This is a genomic window from Nocardia pseudovaccinii NBRC 100343 (assembly GCF_001613225.1).
In the GTDB taxonomy this organism is placed as follows: domain Bacteria; phylum Actinomycetota; class Actinomycetes; order Mycobacteriales; family Mycobacteriaceae; genus Nocardia; species Nocardia pseudovaccinii.
In genome coordinates this window covers 1-21447 of record NZ_BDBY01000239.1, presented here as the reverse complement: position 1 = coordinate 21447, position 21447 = coordinate 1, and the positions used below count along the sequence as shown (strand labels likewise).

Annotated in this window: 21 protein-coding genes; 14 read left to right on the top strand and 7 right to left on the bottom strand. The window is 66.2% G+C overall.

The features are described from left to right. Positions 1-43: 43 nt before the first annotated feature. Complete coding sequence (locus NP3_RS29750; protein WP_063044923.1) at positions 44-316, bottom strand: GlsB/YeaQ/YmgE family stress response membrane protein; 273 nt, start codon at positions 314-316, stop codon at positions 44-46. A gap of 225 nt (positions 317-541) precedes the next feature. Between NP3_RS29750 and NP3_RS29745 the strand changes: the two genes are divergently transcribed. Further along, entirely contained in the window at positions 542-1570 is a 1029-nt protein-coding gene (locus NP3_RS29745) for a beta-ketoacyl-ACP synthase III (RefSeq protein ID WP_063044922.1), read from the top strand. A gap of 195 nt (positions 1571-1765) precedes the next feature. Here the strand turns inward: NP3_RS29745 and NP3_RS29740 are convergent, their stop codons facing one another. Next, positions 1766-2221 carry an SRPBCC family protein gene (locus NP3_RS29740; RefSeq protein WP_063044932.1) on the bottom strand — a complete coding sequence of 152 codons (456 nt, stop codon included), beginning with the start codon at positions 2219-2221 and terminating at the stop codon, positions 1766-1768. A 207-nt stretch (positions 2222-2428) separates the two neighbouring features. On the opposite strand from NP3_RS29740, the gene NP3_RS48290 reads away from it, so the two are divergent. The 5 genes from NP3_RS48290 to NP3_RS29720 all read left to right on the top strand — a co-directional run bounded on the left by NP3_RS48290 (position 2429) and on the right by NP3_RS29720 (position 6692). Next, on the top strand, positions 2429-2620 hold the full coding sequence (locus tag NP3_RS48290; RefSeq protein WP_157124617.1) for a hypothetical protein: 192 nt from the start codon (positions 2429-2431) through the stop codon (positions 2618-2620). Between the two features lie 21 nt (positions 2621-2641). Then, positions 2642-4309: an NAD(P)/FAD-dependent oxidoreductase gene (locus tag NP3_RS29735; protein ID WP_063044921.1), complete on the top strand. Its 1668-nt coding sequence runs from the start codon at positions 2642-2644 to the stop codon at positions 4307-4309. A 14-nt stretch (positions 4310-4323) separates the two neighbouring features. Beyond that, a complete protein-coding gene (locus tag NP3_RS29730) occupies positions 4324-5826 on the top strand; it encodes an ATP-binding protein (RefSeq protein ID WP_063044920.1) in 1503 nt (500 codons plus the stop codon). Further along, on the top strand, positions 5826-6179 hold the full coding sequence (locus tag NP3_RS29725) for a UBP-type zinc finger domain-containing protein (protein ID WP_063044919.1): 354 nt from the start codon (positions 5826-5828) through the stop codon (positions 6177-6179). The genes NP3_RS29730 and NP3_RS29725 overlap by 1 nt, the downstream gene beginning before the upstream one ends. Positions 6180-6251: 72 nt before the next feature. Continuing rightward, the gene (locus NP3_RS29720) at positions 6252-6692 is read left to right on the top strand and encodes a hypothetical protein (RefSeq protein ID WP_157124616.1); all 441 of its coding nucleotides are present in this window, start codon (positions 6252-6254) and stop codon (positions 6690-6692) included. Between the two features lie 99 nt (positions 6693-6791). Here NP3_RS29720 and NP3_RS29715 read toward each other — a convergent pair whose 3' ends face one another. Continuing rightward, positions 6792-7409, bottom strand: a complete 618-nt coding sequence (locus tag NP3_RS29715; protein WP_063044918.1) for a DUF8020 domain-containing protein — start codon at positions 7407-7409, stop codon at positions 6792-6794. Positions 7410-7901: 492 nt separating this feature from the next. Here NP3_RS29715 and NP3_RS29710 point away from each other — a divergent pair, with 492 nt between their 5' ends. From NP3_RS29710 to mnhG, 8 genes are all read left to right on the top strand, one after another. Beyond that, a complete protein-coding gene (locus NP3_RS29710; RefSeq protein ID WP_063044917.1) occupies positions 7902-10160 on the top strand; it encodes an AAA family ATPase in 2259 nt (752 codons plus the stop codon). Between the two features lie 119 nt (positions 10161-10279). Further along, the gene (locus tag NP3_RS29705; protein WP_063044916.1) at positions 10280-11587 is read left to right on the top strand and encodes a hypothetical protein; all 1308 of its coding nucleotides are present in this window, start codon (positions 10280-10282) and stop codon (positions 11585-11587) included. A 111-nt stretch (positions 11588-11698) separates the two neighbouring features. After that, positions 11699-14581 carry a Na+/H+ antiporter subunit A gene (locus NP3_RS29700; protein WP_063044915.1) on the top strand — a complete coding sequence of 961 codons (2883 nt, stop codon included), beginning with the start codon at positions 11699-11701 and terminating at the stop codon, positions 14579-14581. Next, complete coding sequence (locus NP3_RS29695; protein ID WP_063044914.1) at positions 14578-14949, top strand: Na(+)/H(+) antiporter subunit C; 372 nt, start codon at positions 14578-14580, stop codon at positions 14947-14949. Before NP3_RS29700 ends, NP3_RS29695 begins: the two co-directional genes overlap by 4 nt. Next, complete coding sequence (locus tag NP3_RS29690) at positions 14946-16550, top strand: Na+/H+ antiporter subunit D (protein ID WP_063044913.1); 1605 nt, start codon at positions 14946-14948, stop codon at positions 16548-16550. The genes NP3_RS29695 and NP3_RS29690 overlap by 4 nt, the downstream gene beginning before the upstream one ends. Then, positions 16547-17113, top strand: coding sequence for a Na+/H+ antiporter subunit E (locus NP3_RS29685; RefSeq protein WP_063044912.1), 567 nt, complete (start codon positions 16547-16549; stop codon positions 17111-17113). The genes NP3_RS29690 and NP3_RS29685 overlap by 4 nt, the downstream gene beginning before the upstream one ends. Then, the gene (locus tag NP3_RS29680) at positions 17110-17370 is read left to right on the top strand and encodes a monovalent cation/H+ antiporter complex subunit F (RefSeq protein ID WP_062990242.1); all 261 of its coding nucleotides are present in this window, start codon (positions 17110-17112) and stop codon (positions 17368-17370) included. The genes NP3_RS29685 and NP3_RS29680 overlap by 4 nt, the downstream gene beginning before the upstream one ends. Continuing rightward, positions 17367-17699, top strand: a complete 333-nt coding sequence (mnhG, locus tag NP3_RS29675) for a monovalent cation/H(+) antiporter subunit G (RefSeq protein ID WP_063044911.1) — start codon at positions 17367-17369, stop codon at positions 17697-17699. Before NP3_RS29680 ends, mnhG begins: the two co-directional genes overlap by 4 nt. Positions 17700-17706: 7 nt before the next feature. On the opposite strand, the gene NP3_RS29670 is transcribed toward mnhG, so the two are convergent. From NP3_RS29670 to NP3_RS29655, 4 genes are all read right to left on the bottom strand, one after another. Continuing rightward, positions 17707-18993 carry a phosphatase PAP2 family protein gene (locus NP3_RS29670; RefSeq protein WP_373864795.1) on the bottom strand — a complete coding sequence of 429 codons (1287 nt, stop codon included), beginning with the start codon at positions 18991-18993 and terminating at the stop codon, positions 17707-17709. A gap of 260 nt (positions 18994-19253) precedes the next feature. Further along, positions 19254-20399, bottom strand: coding sequence for a glutamate--cysteine ligase (locus NP3_RS29665; protein ID WP_063044909.1), 1146 nt, complete (start codon positions 20397-20399; stop codon positions 19254-19256). Between the two features lie 13 nt (positions 20400-20412). Next, on the bottom strand, positions 20413-21099 hold the full coding sequence (sodC, locus tag NP3_RS29660; RefSeq protein WP_063044908.1) for a superoxide dismutase[Cu-Zn]: 687 nt from the start codon (positions 21097-21099) through the stop codon (positions 20413-20415). Between the two features lie 130 nt (positions 21100-21229). Beyond that, positions 21230-21447 (bottom strand): LytR C-terminal domain-containing protein (locus NP3_RS29655; RefSeq protein WP_169814597.1); only part of this gene is annotated, 218 nt, incomplete at its 5' end.

The following is a 21447-nucleotide window of genomic DNA, read 5'->3' as shown; positions in this document are numbered from 1 at the left end:
AAGCGTTCACACCTTACGGGAATGGAGCCTGTGGCACCTGCGGTCAGCTCATGGCTTTACGGCCGGTGAACAGCCGCACCAGGAACAGCAGAATCACCGCGCCGCCGAGGCAGGTGAAGAAGCTGAACCAGAGTCCGCCGCCTTCGACATCGACGCCGAGCAATTTGAGGAGGAATCCGCCTAGCAGGCCGCCGACCACGCCGACCACGATGTTGAGGAGGATGCCTTGTTGCGCATCCGTCTTCATAATCTTGCTGGCGATCCAGCCGGCGAGACCGCCGATGATGATCCACCCGATAATCCCGAGTCCGAGCATGGTGTCCTCGAATCACTAGTTGGGGCAGCGCGCCGCACCACAGGGCGTGCTTCGGAGGTATACCCGCCAAATGTGAGAATACGCACGCCCAACACGCGCGACACGGGCTAATATGAGGGGGCCTCATGTCTACGGTGACGTAGGCGGTCGGCCGATGAGGGAATCATTTCGATGCTTTCGGGGTACAACCCGGCGGCGCCGCCGCAGGTACATAGGAGACGCATTATGGCTGCTCAAATCACCCAGACCACAGGGGCTGAGCACACGGCGATCCTCGGGCTCGGCGTTTACCGCCCCGCTCGAATCGTCACCAACGAAGAAGTCGCCGGACCCATCGACTCGAGTGACGAGTGGATCCGCACCCGTTCCGGAATCAAAACGCGGCGCTTCGCCTCGAAGGAGGAGACGATCCAGAGCATGAGCGTCGCGGCCTCTCGCGGCGCGCTCGAATCCGCGGGAATCGAAGTCGATCAGGTCGACTGCGTCATCGTCGCCACCTCCACCCACCTCTTGCTGACTCCGGCGGCCGCGCCGCAGATCGCGACCGAACTGGGCATGAACGGCACGGCGGCGTTCGATATCTCGGCCGGATGCGCGGGCTTCTGTCACGCCCTCGCGTTGGCCTCGGATCTGGTGCGCGCCGGAACCGCCAGCCATGTGCTGGTGATCGGCGTGGAGAAGCTGACCAACACCGTCAATCCGAAGGACCGCGCGACCGCCTTCCTGTTCGCCGACGGCGCGGGCGCGGTGGTGGTCGGTCCGTCGGAGGAACAGGGCATCGGCCCGACGGTCTGGGGCTCGGACGGCACCCAGCATCACGCGATCCGCCAGGACAAGGACTGGATGGAGTTCTTCGCCGAAATCGAGGAGAAGGGCCTGGACGCGGTGCGGCCCTACCTCGCCATGGAGGGTACGGCGGTATTCCGCTGGGCCGCACATTCATTGGAGAAGGTCTGCCGCGACGCCATCGATCGCGCGGGCCTATCCACCGACGACCTGGATGCGATGATCCCGCACCAGGCCAACGGCCGGATCATCGAGATCATGGCCCGGGTGCTGAAACTGCCCGAGCACTGCGCGCTGGCCAACGATATCGAGGAGACCGGAAATACCTCGGCCGCCTCGATTCCACTGGCCATGGAGGCGCTGCTGCGCAAGGGTGAGTCGAAGCCGGGCGATACCGCGCTGCTGATCGCCTTCGGCGCTGGTCTCTCCTACGCCGCGCAGGTCGTGACGCTGCCCAACTGGCAGTAACTCAGCCCAGACCAACGGTGACCTTCAGCTTGAAGGTCACCGTCTGGGTGACCGGCTCCAGCACTTGCCACGACAGCGAATTCGACCGCAGATAGCGTCCCCGAATCGGAATCACGCCCGGTCCGCATCATCGGACGCAGGCCTGACTCGTGTCCGGCTGTGTGTGTTCCCGTTCGACGCCGGACGCGATGGGATCTACACGGCGGCCTCGACCGCGGACTTGATCTTGCCGAGTGTTTCGTTCATTCCTTGTTCGAGCAGTTCCTCGAACGGCGCCTCGCCGCCGAGCGCGGCATCGATGGCCCTGCGGGAGAACCAGCTGGTGCCGTTGGGCACATCGCGGCGTTCGATCAGCCGGGTGCCGGTGGCGGTCGGCTCCAGCGTGTAGCTCCAGATGCTGCGGTTCTCGTTGATCCGAAATGCGAAGGCCTGGTTGGGCTCATAGCGCACGATGCGCGCGGTGGTCGGCCAGTACTTCTTGCCGTCGGTATTGAGGTTGATCGTCCAGGTGCCCGCCTTCGGCGTGCCGAGCGCGAGCATCCGGACGCACTGCGGGCTGAACTCCGGCATCCGCCCGAGATCGGCGACGACGGCCCAGACCTGTTCCGGCGGTGCCGCGATCTCGATCGTGGCTTCGATATTTTTCGGCAACACTGCCTCCGGAGAACTGTGCGACGGACGTCCGTCCAGCACGGCTTGACGATTTGGCAACAGCCTAGTCGGCGGCTGTTGGAAGACAAATGTGTCACTATTTCGCGACTTGTTCACCCGGCCGTGTAATGGCGCGCGCACAATGGCGGATAGACGAAGCATCAGACACTGCCACAAGCTTTTCCGTCAAGCGTGAGGTGATCGGCCGTGAAACTGCGCTCGCTCTTACATCATCGGCACGGGGATCAGGTCCCGCTGCTTCCCACCATCACACCCGAGACACCCGCTACTCGAGACATCTTCGCGCCGCGTATCGCACGCCCGATAGTTCCCGATGAACAACTGGAGCGCCTGCTCACGCCCACCGAACTCGACTTGGTGCGCGAGCATCGCGTTTGACGAGCGTTCCATACTCGATAGGTGACTGCACCCGCTGCTACGAAACCGGCCATCCTCAGCGTCGACGACGATCCGGGGGTATCCCGCGCGGTCGTTCGCGACCTGCGCCGCCGCTACGGGGCCGAGTACCGGATTCTGCGCGCGGAGTCGGGCGCGGACGCGCTCGACGCACTGCGTGAGATGAAACTTCGCGGCCAACCGGTCGCGGTCCTGATCGCCGATTATCGGATGCCGGGCATGGACGGCATCGAATTCCTGGAGCAGGCCATGGACCTGCACCCGTACGCACGTCGCGTGCTGCTGACCGCCTACGCCGATACCAGCGCCGCGATCGACGCGATCAATGTCGTCGACCTCGACCACTATCTGCTCAAGCCGTGGGATCCGCCGGAGGAGAAGCTCTATCCGGTGCTGGACGGACTGATCGAGGCCTGGCGCAGCAACGACCACAAACCCGTCACCGAGACCAAGGTGGTCGGCAACCGCTGGTCGCCGCGGTCGTCGGAAGTGCGCGAATTCCTGGCCCGCAACCAGCTGCCCTACCGCTGGTACCTGGCCGAGGAACCGGAAGGCGCCCGGCTGCTGGAGGCGGCGGGCGCCGATCCCGATGTCTGTCCGGTGGTGATCACCCCGGGTGGCCAGGCACTGGTGCAACCGAGCGACGGCGAGCTCGCCGAGAGCGTCGGGCTGAACACCAATCCGACCGGCGACTTCTACGACCTCATCGTGGTCGGCGGCGGACCGGCCGGACTCGGTGCGGCGGTGTACGGCGCCTCCGAGGGGCTGCGCACGGTGCTCGTCGAGCGCACCGCGACCGGCGGCCAGGCGGGCCAGAGTTCGCGCATCGAGAACTATTTGGGCTTCCCGGACGGGCTGTCCGGCGCGCAGCTGGCCGATCGGGCGCGGCGGCAGGCCGCGAAGTTCGGCGCCGAGGTGATCACCACACGCGAGGTGGTCGGGCTCGAGGTGAACGGGTCCGCGCGCACCGTGCGATTCGCCGACGGCGGGCGGCTGTGCGCGCACACGGTGATCATCGCGACGGGTGTGGACTACCGGCGTCATCCCGCACCGGGCGTGGACGATTTCACCGGGCGCGGTGTCTATTACGGCTCGGCCATGACCGAGGCCTCCGAATGCGCCGACCACGATGTCTACATCGTCGGCGGGGCGAATTCGGCGGGGCAGGCGGCGGTATTCCTGTCCCGCAACGCGCGCGCGGTGCATCTGGTGGTCCGCGCGGATTCGCTGGAGAAGTCCATGTCGCACTACCTGATCCAGCAGATCGCGCAGATTCCGAATATCCGCGTGCACACCGATACCGAAGTGATCGCCGCCGACGGCGACGATCACCTGCAGCAGATCGTGGTGCGCAACAACCGGACCGGCGCGGAAGAAAAAGCCGAGGCCGAGCGGTTGTTCCTGTTCATCGGTGCCGCACCACAGACCGACTGGCTCGACGGCGTGGTCAAGCGGGACGAGGCGGGTTATGTGCTGGCCGGTCCCGATCTGCTCGTCGACGGAACCAGACCCGCGGGCTGGGAGCTACCCAGACCGCCGCATCACCTGGAGACCAGCGTCCCCGGCGTTTTCGTCGCGGGTGACGTGCACGCCGATTCGGCGAAGCGGGTCGCCTCGGCGGTCGGCGAGGGTGCGATGGCGGTCATGCTCGTGCATCGGTACCTGGCGTGATAGGAGGCTGGACCATGAATTCGAAGGAGACAGCGGATCGCAGCAGTCATCTGGTCTGCGATCCCGCGGAGCTGCGCAGCCTCTTTCTCTTCGAGAAGCTCACCGACGAACAGCTGAATCTGCTGTGCGCCGATGGCCGCATCGAAATCGTCGAACCGGGACTGGTCTTCCGCGAGGGCGATCCGGCCACCTGCTTCTACGTGATGATCGAGGGCGAGGTGCAGCTCACCAAGCTGTCCGGCGGCGCCGAGATCGAGACATCGCGCACCGACTATCGCGGCGCGTACGCGGGGGCGTGGACGGCCTATCTCGGCGACAAGGTCGACCAGGTGTACACCGGTTCGATGTATGTGACCCGCCGGTCGCGGTTCTTCGTACTGGATGCGGGCACCTTCGCGCGGATGATGCACGACTGGTTCCCGATGGCCGTGCACCTGCTCGAGGGCGCATTCTTCGGTAACCGCAACTCCGCCGAGCGGATCGCCCAGCGCGAACGCCTGCTCGCATTGGGCTCGCTATCGGCGGGACTGACCCATGAGCTGAACAATCCGGCGGCCGCGGCCGTGCGCGCCACCTCCGGGCTGCGTGATCGGGTCGCGGGCATGCGGCACAAGTTGGCCATGATGGCGCAGGGCAAGTTCGATACCGCGTCGCTGGAAGCGCTGGTGCGCCTGCAGGAGGAGGCCGCGGCCCAGGTCGCGAAGGCCCCGGAGCTGACGACGCTGGAGGCCTCCGAGCGCGAGGACATCCTCAGCGAATGGCTGGAGGACCACGGCATCGACGATGGCTGGAACCTGGCCCCGAATTTCGTACAGGCCGGTTTCGATGTGGACTGGCTGGAACGGGTTTCGGCCACCCTGGAGGACTGCCCCGACCAGGTGTTCCAGGGCGCGATCCGGTGGCTGAACTACACCATCGAGACCGAACTGCTGATGAACGAGATCGCCGATTCGACCACGCGCATCTCCACTCTGATCGGCGCGGCCAAACAGTATTCGCAGATGGACCGGGCGCCGTTCCAGGTGGTCGACATCCACGAACTGCTCGACAGCACGCTGGTGATGCTGAGTCGCAAGGTCGGCGACGGTGTCAAGGTGGTCAAGGAATACGACCGCGCACTGCCGGAAGTACCCTGCTACGCGGCGGAATTGAATCAGGTGTGGACCAACCTGATCGATAACGCGGTATACGCGATGAACGGCGCGGGCACGCTCACCATCCGCACCAGGCACGAAAACGACTGCGCCGTGATCGAGATCGGCGATACCGGCCCGGGCGTACCGGCCGACGTGCGCAGCCGTATCTTCGAACCGTTCTTCACCACCAAGCCGGTGGGCGAGGGAACCGGTCTCGGCCTGGACATCTCGTTCCGGATCGTGGTGAACAAGCACCACGGCGATATCCAGCTCGATTCCGAGCCGGGCAATACCCGATTCACGGTCTGGCTCCCGCTGAACCGTCCCGAGGAAATGCCGGACTCCGGCGACCGTTCCGAAGCCGATGCAGGAGGTCAGTGATGACGCAGGAGTTGGAGGGTATCGATCCCGCGGTCGCGCCCAGCGGTCCGGGCTGTATGGAATGCGAAGCGGCTCAGGGCTGGTGGGTGCACTTGCGGCGCTGTGCGCAGTGCGGCCATATCGGCTGCTGCGACACCTCGCCGGAGCAGCACGCCACCAAACACGCCAAGGACACCGGACATCCGTTCATCCAGAGCTATGAGCCGGGCGAGGATTGGTTCTTCGACTTCCGCTCCGACGAGATGTACAGCGGCGGACCGGAACTGGCACCGCCGACCCACCATCCGGTGGACCAGCCCGCCCCCGGACCGCGCGGCCGGGTGCCCGCCGATTGGCAGAGTCGCATCCACTGATCACGCTCCCACCCGGTACCCTGCTCCGGACGCGCCGGAGACTCCGGCGCCGCGAGTCACCGGGGAACGCACGTGATCAAGCGAGTTACCGCCATCGTCCTAGCCACCGGGGCGGTGGCCGTCGCCCTGGCCGGATGTGGCAGTTCGGACGATTCCAGCTCCGACGCGAACGGTCTGCGCAAGGGCGCGACGAGCGCCAGTACGCCCACCGGCACCACGTCCGCGACCGGCGCGGCGCCGACCACGGCCGCCGCAGCACCGACCACCACCAAGACCACGGCGAGCTACCCGTCGCTCGGCCCCGCGTCGAGCACCACCTGCGGTGAGTTCAAGAAGTTGGACAGCACCGAGGAGAAGGAGCTGATCGAGAAGGTGCTCGCGGAGAATCCGGGCAGTGAATTCGAGGGCAGCCCGAACGTCGCACTCGGCACCGCCAAACTCGTCTGCCTGGCCCCCACCTACGCCGATACCCCGGTCGCGGTGGCCGCCGGAATCGTCGCAAAGGACAAGTAGGGCTGTGCTGCTCGGTCGCAGCACCGGCGGCACATAGACAGAACGCGCGTACACAGCGGGCAGGCGCTGTGTACGCGCGTTCTACTCATGGCGCGACGATCAGGGCTGACCGGTGGCGAACGCGATCACGGCGTCGAGGAACTCCTGGCCGCCCATGACGTATCCGCCGATCAGCGCACCGGCCGGGATGCTGATGATCCACAGGAAGGGGATGAAAGCCCCGATCACGGCACCGATGACGATGCCCGGCAGGTTCTTGTTGACCTGCTCCATGAGCCGGTCGTAGGAGCTGATGTCCTTCAGCCCCGCGATGTCCTTCAGCTTCGCGGAGTCCGCCGGGGTCATCGTCGAAGCCAGCGCGACGGTGCGGCCGTCCGCGCTGATCTGCTGGCTCACCGCGATCGGGAGGCCCGCGACCTCGGAGCGCAGCGGCACCTGGTCCACCGTCGCGCCGTCGTCGGACTTCAGCAGCACTGCGGCACCGTCCGAGGCGAGCTCGAACCGGCCGCTGTCAACCGCCCAGGTGATGGTCTTATCAGTTGGGGAAACCGTTGTGTGGTAGTTGATTCCGTGTGCAACACCAGAAGTCACGTCCCCCCGCGTCACTGCCGCCGGCTGATCGGTCGCCACGGCGGGCTGCCCATTGGCGGTAGCCGCGGTAATCCCCACCGCGGTGACGGCCATGAAGACAGCAGTAGTGATCTTTCCGAACTTCATTTCTTGAATTCCCTCCACTTTGTCGTCCCGCCCGAACAAGGGGCGGGACCAGAACGTTAGCGCGCGGAATTCGTTGTCGCACACCGGGGTTCGTCAATCATGAAATCGTGACAATTGCCGAAGTTTAGCTATACACAGCTCCACGGTTAGATTTGCGATGCACTCAGGCAACGTCAATGATGTTTCACATTTGCTCGAGCCGAGCTTCGAACTTCGCGGCGTATTAGCCGCGACTAATGCGGTCAACTCGGACAGACGTACCAGTCTTCGGGGAGAAATCACTGTCCAGAGCGCATCGCCGCGACTGCACGTCCGATCGGCGATATCGACGACGTTCCCCGACTGTTTTCGGTTCCGTGAGTACATTCACAATTTCGGATTGCCGGGCGCATTAGCGGATCGGAGCACTCGCCACCGACGATTTCCGCATGATCTCGGATCTATCCGACGGACCGCCGACCAACCGGGGCCGGACGCGGGCAGAATGACACGGTGGCAGAACTCGCGCTCACCGCTCGACTGAATCCCTCCGCCGCAGACGCCAGGCGCGGGGTAGTCCGGTTACATCCGGAGGCGCTGACCGCGCTCGGCCTGCGGGAATGGGACGGTATCGCGCTGATCGGGGCACGGCGCACCGCCGCGGTGGCCGGGGTGGCCCCGTCAGGCACACCGGCCGGGGTGGCACTGCTCGACGACGTCACGCTGTCCAATGCAGGGCTGCGCGAGGACGCGAATGTGGTGGTCTCGCCCGCGACGGTGTACGGCGCCAAGCAGATCTCGGTGAGCGGTTCGGTGCATGCCACCAGGACCATTCCAGCGGCGACGCTGCGGCAGGCGCTGCTCGGCAAGGTGGTCACGGTGGGCGACGCGGTATCGCTACTGCCCCGCGACCTCGGTCCGGACATCAGTTCTTCGGCTGCTACCCAGGCACTTTCGCGCACGTTCGGCATCGCCTGGACCACCGAGTTGCTGACCGTCACCGCGACCGATCCCGGCCGCGCTCCGGTGAGCGTGCAGCCGAATACCGCGGTGGTCTGGGGCGCGAGTGCGGTGGCGGCCCGGGATTCCGCCGATCGGGCGGCGGCCGGGCTGCCGGTACCCGCGGGTGAGGCCGCGCGTGGGGCCACTGAAGCCGCGGCGCTGGCCGCGACCAATGGGGCGGGCGCGGGTTGGACCGCGACGGTCGGCGAGTCGGCCATTCCGGTCGAGGACCTGGCTGGTGCGCATGGGCAGGCGGCGAAACTCCAGGAGTGGCTCAGCCTCGCGCTCGACGAACCGGAACTGCTGAAGGCCCTCGGCGCCACACCGCATCTCGGGGTCTTGATCACCGGCCCGGCCGGGGTCGGCAAAGCCACGCTGGCGCGTGCGGTGGCAGCGCCGCGGCGCATTGTCGAACTGGATGGTCCGACGGTCGGCGCGGCCGAAAGCGGTGCACGGTTGCGCGAGGTCGCGGCCGCGGTGGCCGAAATCGGTTCCGGACGGGGCGGAATCCTGCTCGTCACCGATATCGACGCACTGCTGCCCGCACCGGCCGAACCGGTCGCCACGCTTATCCTGGACCAGTTGCGCGCGGCGATCGCCGAGCCCTGCGTGGCGCTGCTGGCTACCACCGCGCATCCGGCCGGTGCCGATCCGCGGCTGCGCGCACCCGATCTCTGCGATCGCGAACTCGCACTCGCGCTGCCGACCGCGGCTGTACGCAAGGCACTGCTGGAGCAGCTGTTGCGCAAGGTACCGACCAAGGACCTGAAACTGGACGAAATCGCCTCGCGCACACCCGGATTCGTGGTTTCCGATCTGGCCGCACTATGCCGGGAGGCGGCGCTGCGCGCGGCTTCGCGGGCCAGCAAACAACAGTCGGAGCCGGAGCTGACCCAACCCGACCTGCTCGGCGCCACCGAAGTGATCCGGCCGCTATCGCGTTCCGGGACCGAGGAACTCGCGATCGGCAGCCTCAGCCTGGACGACGTCGGGGACATGGTCGAAACCAAAGAGGCGCTCACCGAAACCGTGCTCTGGCCACTGCGCCACCCGGATTCGTTCGCCCGCCTCGGTATTCATCCGCCGCGCGGCGTACTGCTCTACGGCCCGCCGGGCTGCGGTAAGACCTTCCTGATCCGCGCACTGGCCGGGACCGGTCAGCTCAGCGTGCATGCGGTCAAGGGCGCCGAGTTGATGGACAAATGGGTGGGTGCATCCGAGCGTGCGGTGCGCGAATTGTTCCAGCGCGCACGCGATTCCGCGCCATCGCTGATCTTCCTGGACGAGGTGGACGCACTCGCGCCGCGCCGCGGCCAGAACAGCGACTCCGGCGTCGGTGACCGGGTGGTCGCGGCACTGCTCACCGAACTCGACGGTGTGGAACCGCTGCGCGATGTGGTGGTGCTCGGCGCGACGAACCGTCCGGAACTAATCGATCCCGCACTGCTTCGCCCCGGCCGATTGGAACGGCTGATCTTCGTGCCGCCGCCGGATGGCGCTGCCCGACTGGAGATCCTGCGGGCCGCCGGGAAATCGGTGCCGCTGGCCGCCGATGTCGACCTGGCGGCGCTCGCCGCCGATCTGGACGGCTATTCCGCGGCCGATTGCAGTGCGCTGCTGCGTGAAGCCGCATTGGCCGCGATGCGCCGGGATGTGGACGCCGCCGATGTCACCGCCGGGGATGTCGCGGCGGCCAGGGCGGTGGTGCGTCCGTCGCTCGATGCCGAGCAGGTCGAGTCGCTGCGCCGGTACGCGGACAACCGTCGATAGCTGATCAGCGCAATCCCCCGGTAATCGCTGTCTTCCTGCGTTTTCCACATATCCGACATATTCGGGCAATATGGGCGCAATCACCGGTTCCCGCGTCGAGCGCGGGTAAGTTCGACGGGGTGCGCAAGATCGGCAATGCGATCGACACGATCACGGCCTTCTTCGGGGCCGCGGTCGCGGGCGTCGCGATGTTCCTGCCGATCACCTTCAGCTGGAGCGCCGACACTTCGCCGTATCGCTTGGCCAGCCTGAACAACAGCGTCCCGCGCGGTGCCGCGATCGGAGTGATCGTCGCGGTGGCCGTCGCGGTGCTGGTGATCACCTTCCACAAGCCGCTGGTGGCATGGGCGGCAGCACTGTTCGGCGCGACCGCCATGGACATCAATCACTTCGCCGGACGCCATGTTTCCTCGGCCGACCTGCTGACCACCCAGAACTATCTGGATTCGATTCTGGCCGGTGTGCTGCTCGGCGCGTTGGGCGCGGCGGTGCTGCGCCGGCCGGGTCCAGCGGCGGGCTTCGCGATCGGCGCCGCTGGCTTCTTCGTCTTCGGTGATCTCGCGGAACTGCTGGAGATCGCCGACGGCGATCCATACGCGGTGCTCGAGACACCGCCACGCTGGCTCGTCAGCGTCGCGGTGGTCCTGCTGATCATCAGTACGCTGCGCAATCGGTCCCAGCCCGAGAGATCGAAGCCGCCGCGGATCGCCGTCGAGCTTCCGGTCACGCCGATCCTGGCCTCGATGGTGCTGGCACTGGTCATCCTCGCCATTACCGAATGGCTGGCGCGGCAGTATCAACATGCGCCGAACGTCAGTCATGCGGTCGAAATCGGGATGGCGGTCGCCGCGACGATCATCGCCGCCACCGCCGCGGCCATGCTGCTACCCGGGCGCGACGGCACCGGGGTGTATCTGGCGGTGAGTCTGGTAGCCGCCGCCGAAGCGATCGGCGGCAATCCGCGGCCCGGGTGGAGCGTCGCCGTGCTGATCGCGGTCACCGCCGTCGGACTGCTGATCGGGGTCCGACTGCCCTCGACCTTTATCGCCATCCTGCTGATCACCGGACTCGCGGTATTCGCTCTGGTGAAATCCTCCGACGCCCATCGCTATGTGACCGCGGCGGGTAGCGCCGTCCTGGCACTCACGGCTGGCTACTGCTGTGGCACCGCGCGTCCCCGCTATGCACCGAGCGGGGTGCTCGCCATTTCCGCGCTGTATCTGCCGTCGATCATCACGGCACTGCCGCACGACACGGCCGAATGGCCGCTGAACGGGGGCGCCGACCATCAAGCGCTGGCCGGCCGGACCGCGCTCGCGATCGCCCTCGGTTCGGCCCTCGGGTTGGTGGTGCTGCGCCGATTCCGGCCGCGCAGCCGACCCAGGCCGGGGCGATCCGTCGACGACGAAACGTTAGCGGATATATAGCCCAGCTGCCTGGAGATGGCATACGCCATATTCGCTCGGCCGACGAAACCCCCAGGCTCCAAGTAGGATCATTCGGTATCACCCCGCCGCAACTACCCGACGGAGTGCAGTTTGCTCGGAATCCTGCTCGCGCTCGTGACAGCCGCACTCGCGGCACCGTTGTGCGTGCGGGCGTTGGGGCGCAACGGTTTCTACGTACTCGCGCTCGTACCGTTCGGCTGTCTCGGCTGGGTGATCGCGAATTGGGGTAGGACACAGCGGGTTCGGGTCGGTTGGGCGCCGAGCATCGAGATGAATATCGAGCTGCGCTTCGATTCGCTGGCCGCCATCATGTCCGCGCTGGTGCTCGGCATCGGCGCGGTGATTCTGGCTTATTGCGCACGGTATTTCGAGGACGACGAACCGCGGCTGCAGGTGTTCGCGGCCCAGTTGGTCGCCTTCGCCGGGGCCATGTTCGGCCTGGTCACCAGCGATAATATGTTGCTGCTCTTCGTCTTCTGGGAAATGACGACGGTGTTGTCGTTCCTGTTGGTCGGCCACAATGCCGAACAGGCGGTGAGCAGGCGGGCCGCGATCCAGGCGCTCTTGGTGACCGGGGCGGGCGGTCTGGCGATGCTGGTCGGGATCGTCATCCTCGGTCAGGTGAGCGGCAGCTATCTGCTGTCCGATCTGCTCGCCGGACCGCCGTCGGGCACCGCAGTGGATGTCGCGGTGGTGCTGCTGCTGGTCGGGGCATTGAGCAAGTCGGCGATCGTGCCGCTGCACTTCTGGCTACCTGGTGCGATGGCGGCGCCGACACCGGTGAGCGCGTATCTGCACGCGGCGGCCATGGTGAAGGCGGGCGTCTATCTGGTGGCGCGGTTGGCGCCGGTATTCGCGGAAAGCCCGGCCTGGCATCCGCTGATTCTCACGCTGGGCGTGGCGTCGATGGTGCTGGCAGGGTTGCGGTCGTTGCAGGTGACGGATCTGAAGCTGGTGCTCGCCTTCGGGACGGTGAGCCAGTTGGGGTTCCTGATCGTGCTGGTCGGGCTGGGGACGCCGGATGCCGCACTGGCCGGTGCGGCCTTGATCGTGGCGCATGCGCTGTTCAAGGCATGTTTGTTCATGGTGGTCGGGATCATCGATCACGGGGCAGGTACGCGGGATCTGCGGGAGTTGTCGGGGCTGGGGCGGCGTGCGCCGGTGCTGTGCGGGGTCGCGGTGCTGGCGGCGCTCAGTATGGCCGGGATTGCGCCGCTGCTCGGGTTCGTGGGCAAGGAAAGTGCACTGGCCGCGGTATTGGATGCGGGTGTGCTTGCCGAACCGGCCAGCGCCGCGTTGGCCGTCGGGGTGGTGCTGGGGTCAATGTTGACCGTCGGCTACAGCATTCGGTTCATTTGGGGAGCTTTCGCGGATAGGGAGTTGCCGTCCTGCGAGCCCGAGAGTGGAGATTTGCACGAGGACGTGCGACTTGCGGAGCACGGCTGTTCGGAAGCTGGTCACTGGCATGCGCCGGGCGCGCAGTTCACGGCTGCACCCGCCTTGCTCGCGGTTGCGAGCTTGGCAGCGGGACTCTTCGCGCCTTGGATGGACGAACTGCTGAGGCCCTACGCGAAAAGTCTTCCCGGCGTTCTCGATTCGCACCTCGCACTCTGGCACGGCTTCAATGTGCCACTGGCACTGACGATCCTGATCATCTGCGCGGGCATCGCGGTGTTCCAGCTGCGTGATCGCATCGGCGAATCCGCTACCATGCTCGGCAATGCCGACCGCGCCTACGACGCCACCCTGCGCGCCATGGACCGGCTGTCGCTGCGGATGACCGGTGCGGTGCAGCGCGGTTCGCTGCCGCTGAGTCAGGCGGCGATCCTGGTGACATTGATCCTGCTGCCGACGGTGCTGCTCGCGCTCGGCACGCGCACCGGAGTTCGCCTGCGCCTGTGGGATTCGCCGTTCCAAGTCGCCATCGGCGTGATCATGGCCGTCATGGCGCTGGCCGCGACGGTGCTGCGCAACCGGTTGGCCGCCGTGCTCGTCGTCGGCGTCACCGGCTACGGCTGCGGCGTGATCTTCGCGCTGCACGGTGCGCCCGATCTGGCGTTGACCCAATTTCTGGTCGAGACACTGACATTGGTGATCTTCGTACTGGTGCTGCGGGCCTTCCCGGCCGAAATCGACGAAAGCCGCACGGCCGCATTCAAAGTGCGCCGGGCGATCCTGTCCGCGCTGGTCGGCGCGTCGGTCGCGGTGCTGGCCGCCTTCGCCGTCGCGGCCCGCTCCACCGAACCCATCTGGCACCTGATCCCCGATGCCGCATACACATTCGGCGGTGGCAAGAACGCCGTCAATGTTCTGCTCGTCGATATCCGGGCCTGGGATACCCTCGGCGAGATCTCGGTGCTCGTCGTGGCCGCGACCGGTGTGGCATCGCTGGTATTCCGCAGCCGACGTTTCGGCAGCGCGCCGCGCGCAGTGGACTCCCCGGACTACGATCCGGACCTGATCAGCTGGTTGCCCGCGGGGCGGCTGGTGGATCGGCGCGAACGATCGATGGTCCTACAGGTCACCACCCGACTGGTCTTTCCCACCATCATGGTGCTGTCGGTGTACTTCTTCTTCTCCGGCCACAATGCGCCGGGCGGCGGTTTCGCGGGCGGACTGACCGCCGGATTGGCACTGACGCTGCGCTATCTCGCGGGCGGTCGCTACGAACTCGGCGAGGCACTGCCCGTCGATGCGGGACACCTGCTCGGCGGCGGGCTCGCGCTGGCCGCCGGAACCGCGAGCACCTCACTGCTACTCGGCGCGCCGCCGCTGTCGTCGGCGATCCTGGAGGTGACGCTGCCGGTGATCGGGCACGTCAAGGTGGTCACCGCACTGTTCTTCGATCTCGGCGTCTATCTCATCGTGGTCGGCCTGGTCCTGGACGTGCTGCGCAGCCTCGGCGCGCGCCTGGACAGTGAGCTGGCCACCGACGAGGACGAATCCGTCTCGGCGCAAGGACGTTTCCAGTGAGTGCGAATCTGACCCTGCTGATCCTGATCGGGATTCTCGTCGCGTGCGGTGTCTATCTGATCCTCGAACGCGCGGTCTCGAAAATGCTGCTCGGGATGATCCTGTTCGGCAATGCGGTGAATCTGCTGATCCTGACCGCCGGAGGACTGGACGGTCGGCCACCCATCCGTGGTGAGGGCGAGGATATGGCCGATCCGCTGGCCCAGGCCATGGTGCTCACCGCGATCGTGATCACCATGGGCTTGGCGGCCTTCGTGCTCGCCCTTGCCTATCGCTCCTACATCCTCACCACCACCGACACCGTGCAGAACGATCCGGAGGACGCCGAGGTCGCGGCCCGGCGCGACGCAGAGGATCCGGAGCATTGAGTCTGCTGACCACGCTCGCGCCGCTACCGGTCCTGGTGCCCCTGCTCGGGGCGGCGGGCACGCTGGTGTTCGGGCGGCGGCCGCGTATCCAGCGCTTCGTCATGATTTTCGTGCTGTCGGTCGTGGTGGGCATCTGCGGGGTGCTGCTGTATCTGGTCGATCGCGACGGGACCACCGCGGTGCAGGTCGGCGGCTGGGGTACGCCGATCGGCATCACGCTGGTGGTCGATCGACTATCCGCGGCCATGCTGCTGGTCTCCGCGATCGTGCTGCTCGCCGTCTCGGTCTACGGTGCGGGCCAGAACATCCGCGACGGCGACGAGCGCCAGCCGACCTCGATCTATCGACCGACGTATCTCGTACTCACCGCGGGTGTTTCGGCCGCATTCCTGGCCGGTGATCTGTTCAACCTGTTCGTCGGCTTCGAAATCCTGCTCGCCGCATCGTTCGTGCTGCTCACTGTCGGCGCGACCGCGGACCGGATCCGCGCCGGTATCGCGTATGTGATGGTCTCGATGGTGTCGTCACTCATCTTCCTGACCGGCATCGCGCTGGCCTACGCGGCCACCGGAACACTGAACCTGGCCCAGCTGGCGGTGCGAATGGGCCAGGTGCCCACCGGTATTCGAATGGGCGTCTACGCGGTGCTATTGGTCTCCTTCGGTATCAAGGCGGCGGTCTTCCCGCTCTCGAACTGGCTGCCCGACTCCTACCCCACCGCACCCGCACCGGTGACCGCCGTTTTCGCGGGCCTGCTGACGAAGGTCGGCGTGTACGCGATCATCCGGACGCACTCCCTGCTGTTCCCGGACGGCGGATTGGACGATGCGCTGCTGGTCTGCGGCCTGCTCACCATGGTGGTCGGCATCTTCGGCGCCATCGCGCAGAGCGATATCCGGCGTCTGCTGTCGTTCACCCTGGTGAGCCACATCGGCTACATGGTGTTCGGCATCGGACTCTCCACCGCCGCAGGCCTTTCCGGCGCGGTGTTCTATGTGGCGCACCACATTCTGGTGCAGACGGCACTGTTCCTGGTGGTCGGACTGATCGAGCGGCAGGCGGGATCGGTATCGCTGCGACGACTGGGCGGTCTGGCGGCGGCGAGCCCGCTGCTGGCGATCCTGTTCCTGGTGCCCGCCTTGAATCTCGGTGGGATACCGCCGTTCTCGGGATTCATCGGCAAGGTCGCATTACTGCAGGCAGGTGCGGCGGCGGGCAGCGTACTGGCCTGGGTGCTGGTCGCGGGGTCGGTGCTGACCAGCCTGCTGACGCTGTATGCCATGGCGCGGGTGTGGAGCAAGGCGTTCTGGCGACCGCGCGCCGAGGCGCCGGAGGGGCATCTCACCGCGGCGAAACCGCCGACGCTGGTGGAGGATTCGACCGATGTGCTCTATGACGAACGCACCGATCCGGGACGCATGCCGCTGCTGATGGTCGGCTCGACGGCGGCACTGGTGGTGGCCGGTCTGTGCCTGACCGTATTCGCCGGTCCGATTCTGCGCATCGCGGACCGCGCCGCCGACGATCTGAGCAATCCAGCGGTGTATGTCGGTGCGGTGCTCGGCAATTCGCAGGCCGAGGCGAAGGGAACAACCCGATGAGCACCGTCCGTCGCCTTGTCCCGAATCGATCGACGGTCGTGCGCATAGGCGTGCTGTTGTGGCTGACGGCCGTGTGGTTGACGCTCTGGGGCGATCTCAGTGTGGGCAATCTGCTGGCCGGTCTCGTTGTCGGTGCGTTGATCATGTTGACCTTGCCGCTGCCGCGCGTGCCGGTATCCGGCCGCCTACATCCGCTGTCGCTGATCGAATTGATCGTCGTCAGTTCGTATTACGCACTGGAATCCAGTCTGCAGGTGGCCTGGTTCGCGATCCGTCCGGCGCCGCCGCCGGTATCCGGTGTGCTGCGGGTGAATCTGAGTGTGCGATCCGATCTGGTGCTGGTGTTGTGCGCCGATGTGCTCAATCTGATTCCGGGCACCATGGTGCTGGAGATCGATCGGCAGCGCTGTGTCTTCTATGTGCACGTCCTGGACGTGAGCAGCGAAAAGGCTGTCGACACGTTCTACCGGATCACCCGGCGGCTGGAGCGGCTGCTCATCTCGTCGTTCGAACGCCCCACCGAATGGCGTTCGGTCCGAACAACTCCGGAGGTGGAGTCGTGAACGTTGTCGCGATTGTGGCGGGCATCATGCTGATGGCCGCCGCGGTGATCGTCAGTTACCGCATCCTGGCCGGTCCGAGCACCCTGGACCGCGTTGTCGGCATTGATTCGCTGATGGCCATCGCCGCCTCCGGCCTGGCGGTCTGGGCCGCCTACAGCGACGACACCACCGTCGTTCCCGCGATCGTCGCGCTGGCGCTGGTCGGCTTCCTCGGCTCCGCGGCGGTATCCCGATTCCGCGTTCGGGATGACGTATGAATCTGTGGCACTTGGCCTCTGGAGTCCTCATCCTGAGCGGAGCGACACTCGCGCTGACCGCATCGATCGCGATCGTGCGCTTTCCGGACACTCTCTCGCGCATGCACGCCGCCACCAAACCCCAGGTCGTCGGCCTGATCCTGGTTCTGGAAGGTGTGGCGATCCAGTTGCGCGGGCACGGCAATATCTGGCTGCTGGCGCTGGTCGGGCTGTTCACGCTGCTCACCGCGCCGGTCATCGCGCATCTGATCGGGCGGACGGCCTATCGGGAGCAGCGCTACCGTGACGGGCTGTTGCGGGTGAACGAGTTGCGGGACGACACGTTGTGAGCTGACGCTATCGAGCGGCGCCGACCGGAACCTCTTCCGCCTCGGGCACCGTAGCCCCGGCAAACCACGTCGCATGGAATGCCGCGGCCATAGCGGCCAGCAGCGCGAGCACGACAGTCCCGGCCAGCACCGGATATTCGGCCATCGAAACCGCCAGATAGCGGAACGAGAGCAACAGCGCGCCGAGGATCACCGCACCGAAAAGCACCAGGCGCATCCGGAACCAACCCCAGCCACGCTCGGGATCGCGCAGTGCGGATTCGACGGTCAAGCACAGCATCGCACCGGCGACCAGATCGACGCCGTAGTGGTAGCCGAAACCGAGCGTCGCGGTCAGCGTGGCGGCCAACCAGAACGCGCCGAGGCAGCGCAGCCACAGCGGAGCCTGCGAGCCGTCCGTGTCCCGGCGGGTGTGCACGAAGACCGACAGCGCCCAGGCCGTGTGCATGGAGGGCATGCAGTTGCGCGGCGTGAAGGAGTCGAAGGACAGCGACGCCGGATTGCGATCGATGGGCGGGACGAAATCGGGCCAGAAGTTGCCCACCTGCATGCCGTGGCCGTCCGCACCGTAGCCGAACATCGGGCCGACCACCGGGAAGATCACATAGATGACCGGACCGAGCAGTCCGAGCACCAGGAAGGTGCGCACCAGATAGTGGGTCGGCCACACCCCGCTCGTTACCACCCGGCGCAGCTGCCACACCGCGACGACGATCGCCGCCACCGGCAGTTCGATATAGACCCAGTGCAGCACCGCGTAGACCACCGGTCCGAGCGCATCCACCACGCGGCCCATCACCCAGGACGGATCACCGAGCGCATGGTCGGCCAGCGCCACATAGACGTCATAGACCTGCGGCCTGCTGACGACCGTAATGTGCAGCCACACGTCACCGACCTTGGTGGCCAGCACCAGCAATGCGCCCAGCGCGGCGGCGTGCAGCGCATTGCGTCGCTCCACCCCGCTCCAGCGGAATCCGGCGATCAGCGCCAGACCGGTGAGCACGAGCGTCGGCCCATTGCCGATGGCGAACGACTCACCACTCAGCAGTCGAACACTCGCCCACACCACGTCGATACCCGCCGCGATGCCGACCGCGATCATCCTGCGGCGCTTGGAGATTCCGACCAGGGCCAGAATGAGTCCGGCCCACGGCACCGACATGGACTTGGGTGTGCCGACATAGTCGTGCCACAGACTGCCGAGCGGCCCCTCGAAATCGTGCCCGATCGAACCCACCTGTAGGGCGATGAGCAGCACCGGCACCGCCGCGATCGCGGCCACCGTCCAGATCCGCGAGCGCGGCACGCGCACCCGCTCGGTATTCGATTTGCGGCGCTCCCGGTTCCCTCCGTGGTTACGCTCCGCTACCGCCTCCGGGCCCGTCGCTCGCGCCGCGGAGACGCTGCCACCGCTGACCTTTTCGAGCGACCTGCGAGCAGTCGCTACGGGATGACTCGGATCTTCGACAAGCACGTCGACCATAGTAAACGGCGGATGAACGCCATCCCCCTGACCAGCTGAACGTCAGCCGACCTTTCGACCAGGCAGAACTACTGGTCCAACTCCTTGACCAGGGCATCGACCACCGCGACCAGATCGCCCTGGGTGCTCGCGGCCACTTTTCGCTGCCGCTGATACGACGCGCCGCGCTGTGGGATCTCCGCCACCAGTGCGAGTTCGTCCGCACAACCGAGCCGCTTGGCGGTCGGCTCCAACCGCTGCAGCAGATCCATCAGATCATCGGTGACCAACCGCTCATTGCTGTCGTCGTCCACGATGACGATCGCGTCGAGGCCGTAGCGGGCCGCGCGCCATTTGTTCTCCTGGACATGCCACGGCGGGATGGTCGGCAGCGTCTCGCCGTTGTCGAGGCGCTGATCGAGATCGACGATCAGGCAATGGATGAGCGCGGCCATGGCCGCCAGCTCCGCGCGGGTCGAGATCCCATCGCAGACGCGCACCTCGATGGTGCCCCATTTCGGTGCGGGCCGGATATCCCAGTGCATGCCGCCGAGCTGTTCGAAAACCCCGGTCTTCATCTCGTCGTGCACGAAATGCTCGAACTGGGTCCAGTTTTCGAATTGGAACGGCAGACCGGCGGTGGGCAGCTGCTGGAACATCAACGTCCGGTTGCTGGCATAGCCGGTATCGGCGCCCGCCCACATCGGCGAGGACGCGGACAGCGACAGCAGATGCGGATACGACAGCAGCAGCGAGTTGAGGATCGGAAAAACCTTCTCGCCGTGCGAAACTCCGACATGCACATGGACGCCCCAGATCATCATCTGGCGGCCCCACCACTGGGTCCGATCGATCAGTTCGTCGTAATGCGCTGAGCGCGTCAATTGTTGGGCCGACCACTGGGCGAACGGATGGGTGCCCGCGCAGAACAGATCGACGCCGAGCGGATCGGCGGCACGGCGCACGGTATCCATGGTGCCGCGCAGATCGTCGACCGCCTCGCCCACGGTGTTGTGCACACCGGTGACGAGCTCGACCGTATTGCGCAGTAATTCCTTGGTGACCTGCGGGGTTCCGTCGTAGGCATGCAGGTCACCGAGCGAATCGAATACGGCCGCAGCGGTATTCGACAGATCGCGGGTCACCTTGTCGACGAGCGCGATCTCCCATTCGATACCGATGGTCGGCCGGGGCGACCCGGGGAAGGGAACCCGCGCGATTGCTGTCCCGGCCATATCGGTGACCTTGCTACTGGATTACACCGCAGGCGATGCGACCGCCAGCGTCGCCCGTCGCCAGTGTGGTGTCGTCCGGGCCGGCAACGCCGTCGGCGCGGACATAACGGTTGGGGATATTGCCGAAGTTATCGGCGTCGGCGTGGATCATCAGGGCCTTGCCCTTGATGTCGTCCAGCGTCACCGCATCGGTGGTGGTGACCAGTTTGGCCGAACCGTCGGCACGGACCTCGAGCGAGGTCAGGTCGCCGCTGGCCGGATGGGCGTTGGCGCTGCCGACCTGCAGGTGGCCGCCAGCCGACAGGAAGTCACCCGCCGGTCCGCCGGTGGGCGCGACCGAGTTGGGCTCGCACTTGCCGACCTGGTGGATGTGCAGGCCGTGGAAGCCGGGACGCAAGCCGTGCGCCTCGATGCTGACCTGCAGGTGATTGCCGTCCTTGGTGATGTTTGCGACGGCGACCGAGGAACCCGCGGGGTCCTTGAGGTCGACCTTCACCCCGGTGTTGGCATTCGGGGCGCCCGTCTCGGTGCCGGATTCACCGGCAGGCGGGGCGGACGCACCGGTCCACACGGGCGGCGTAGTTCCCTGGACGTCGCTCGACTCCTGACTGTTCGAGCAGGCGGCGAGGCCGAAGACCGCGACAGCGAGCACCGGGGTCACAGTGCGCCAGGACGGGCGACGAGTTGTGGACGGGGCCATCGGGGGAACTCCTTTACGAGTACCGAGTTTACGAGTAAAGCTGGGTGGACACGTTCGTTACCGGACAAGATGATGCCACGCCCGCCGTGTCGCACCCGTGACCGGGCCGTGTCGCGAGCCCCCGGACTGGTCAGTTGCCCGTGACAACTACCGTCACGCCCGAACCCGACCCACCGGAGCGCAGCTCGGCGGTCGCACCCAGTTCATCGGCTATGGCCAGTGCGGCTTCTTTCTCGCCGGGGTTATTGCCGTAGTACACAGTCGTATTCGTGAGATTGGGGCCGGGATAGTTGCCTACCTCGGCGACCGTCCAGCCGTTGGCGGTGAGCTCGCCCGCGGTGCGCGAGG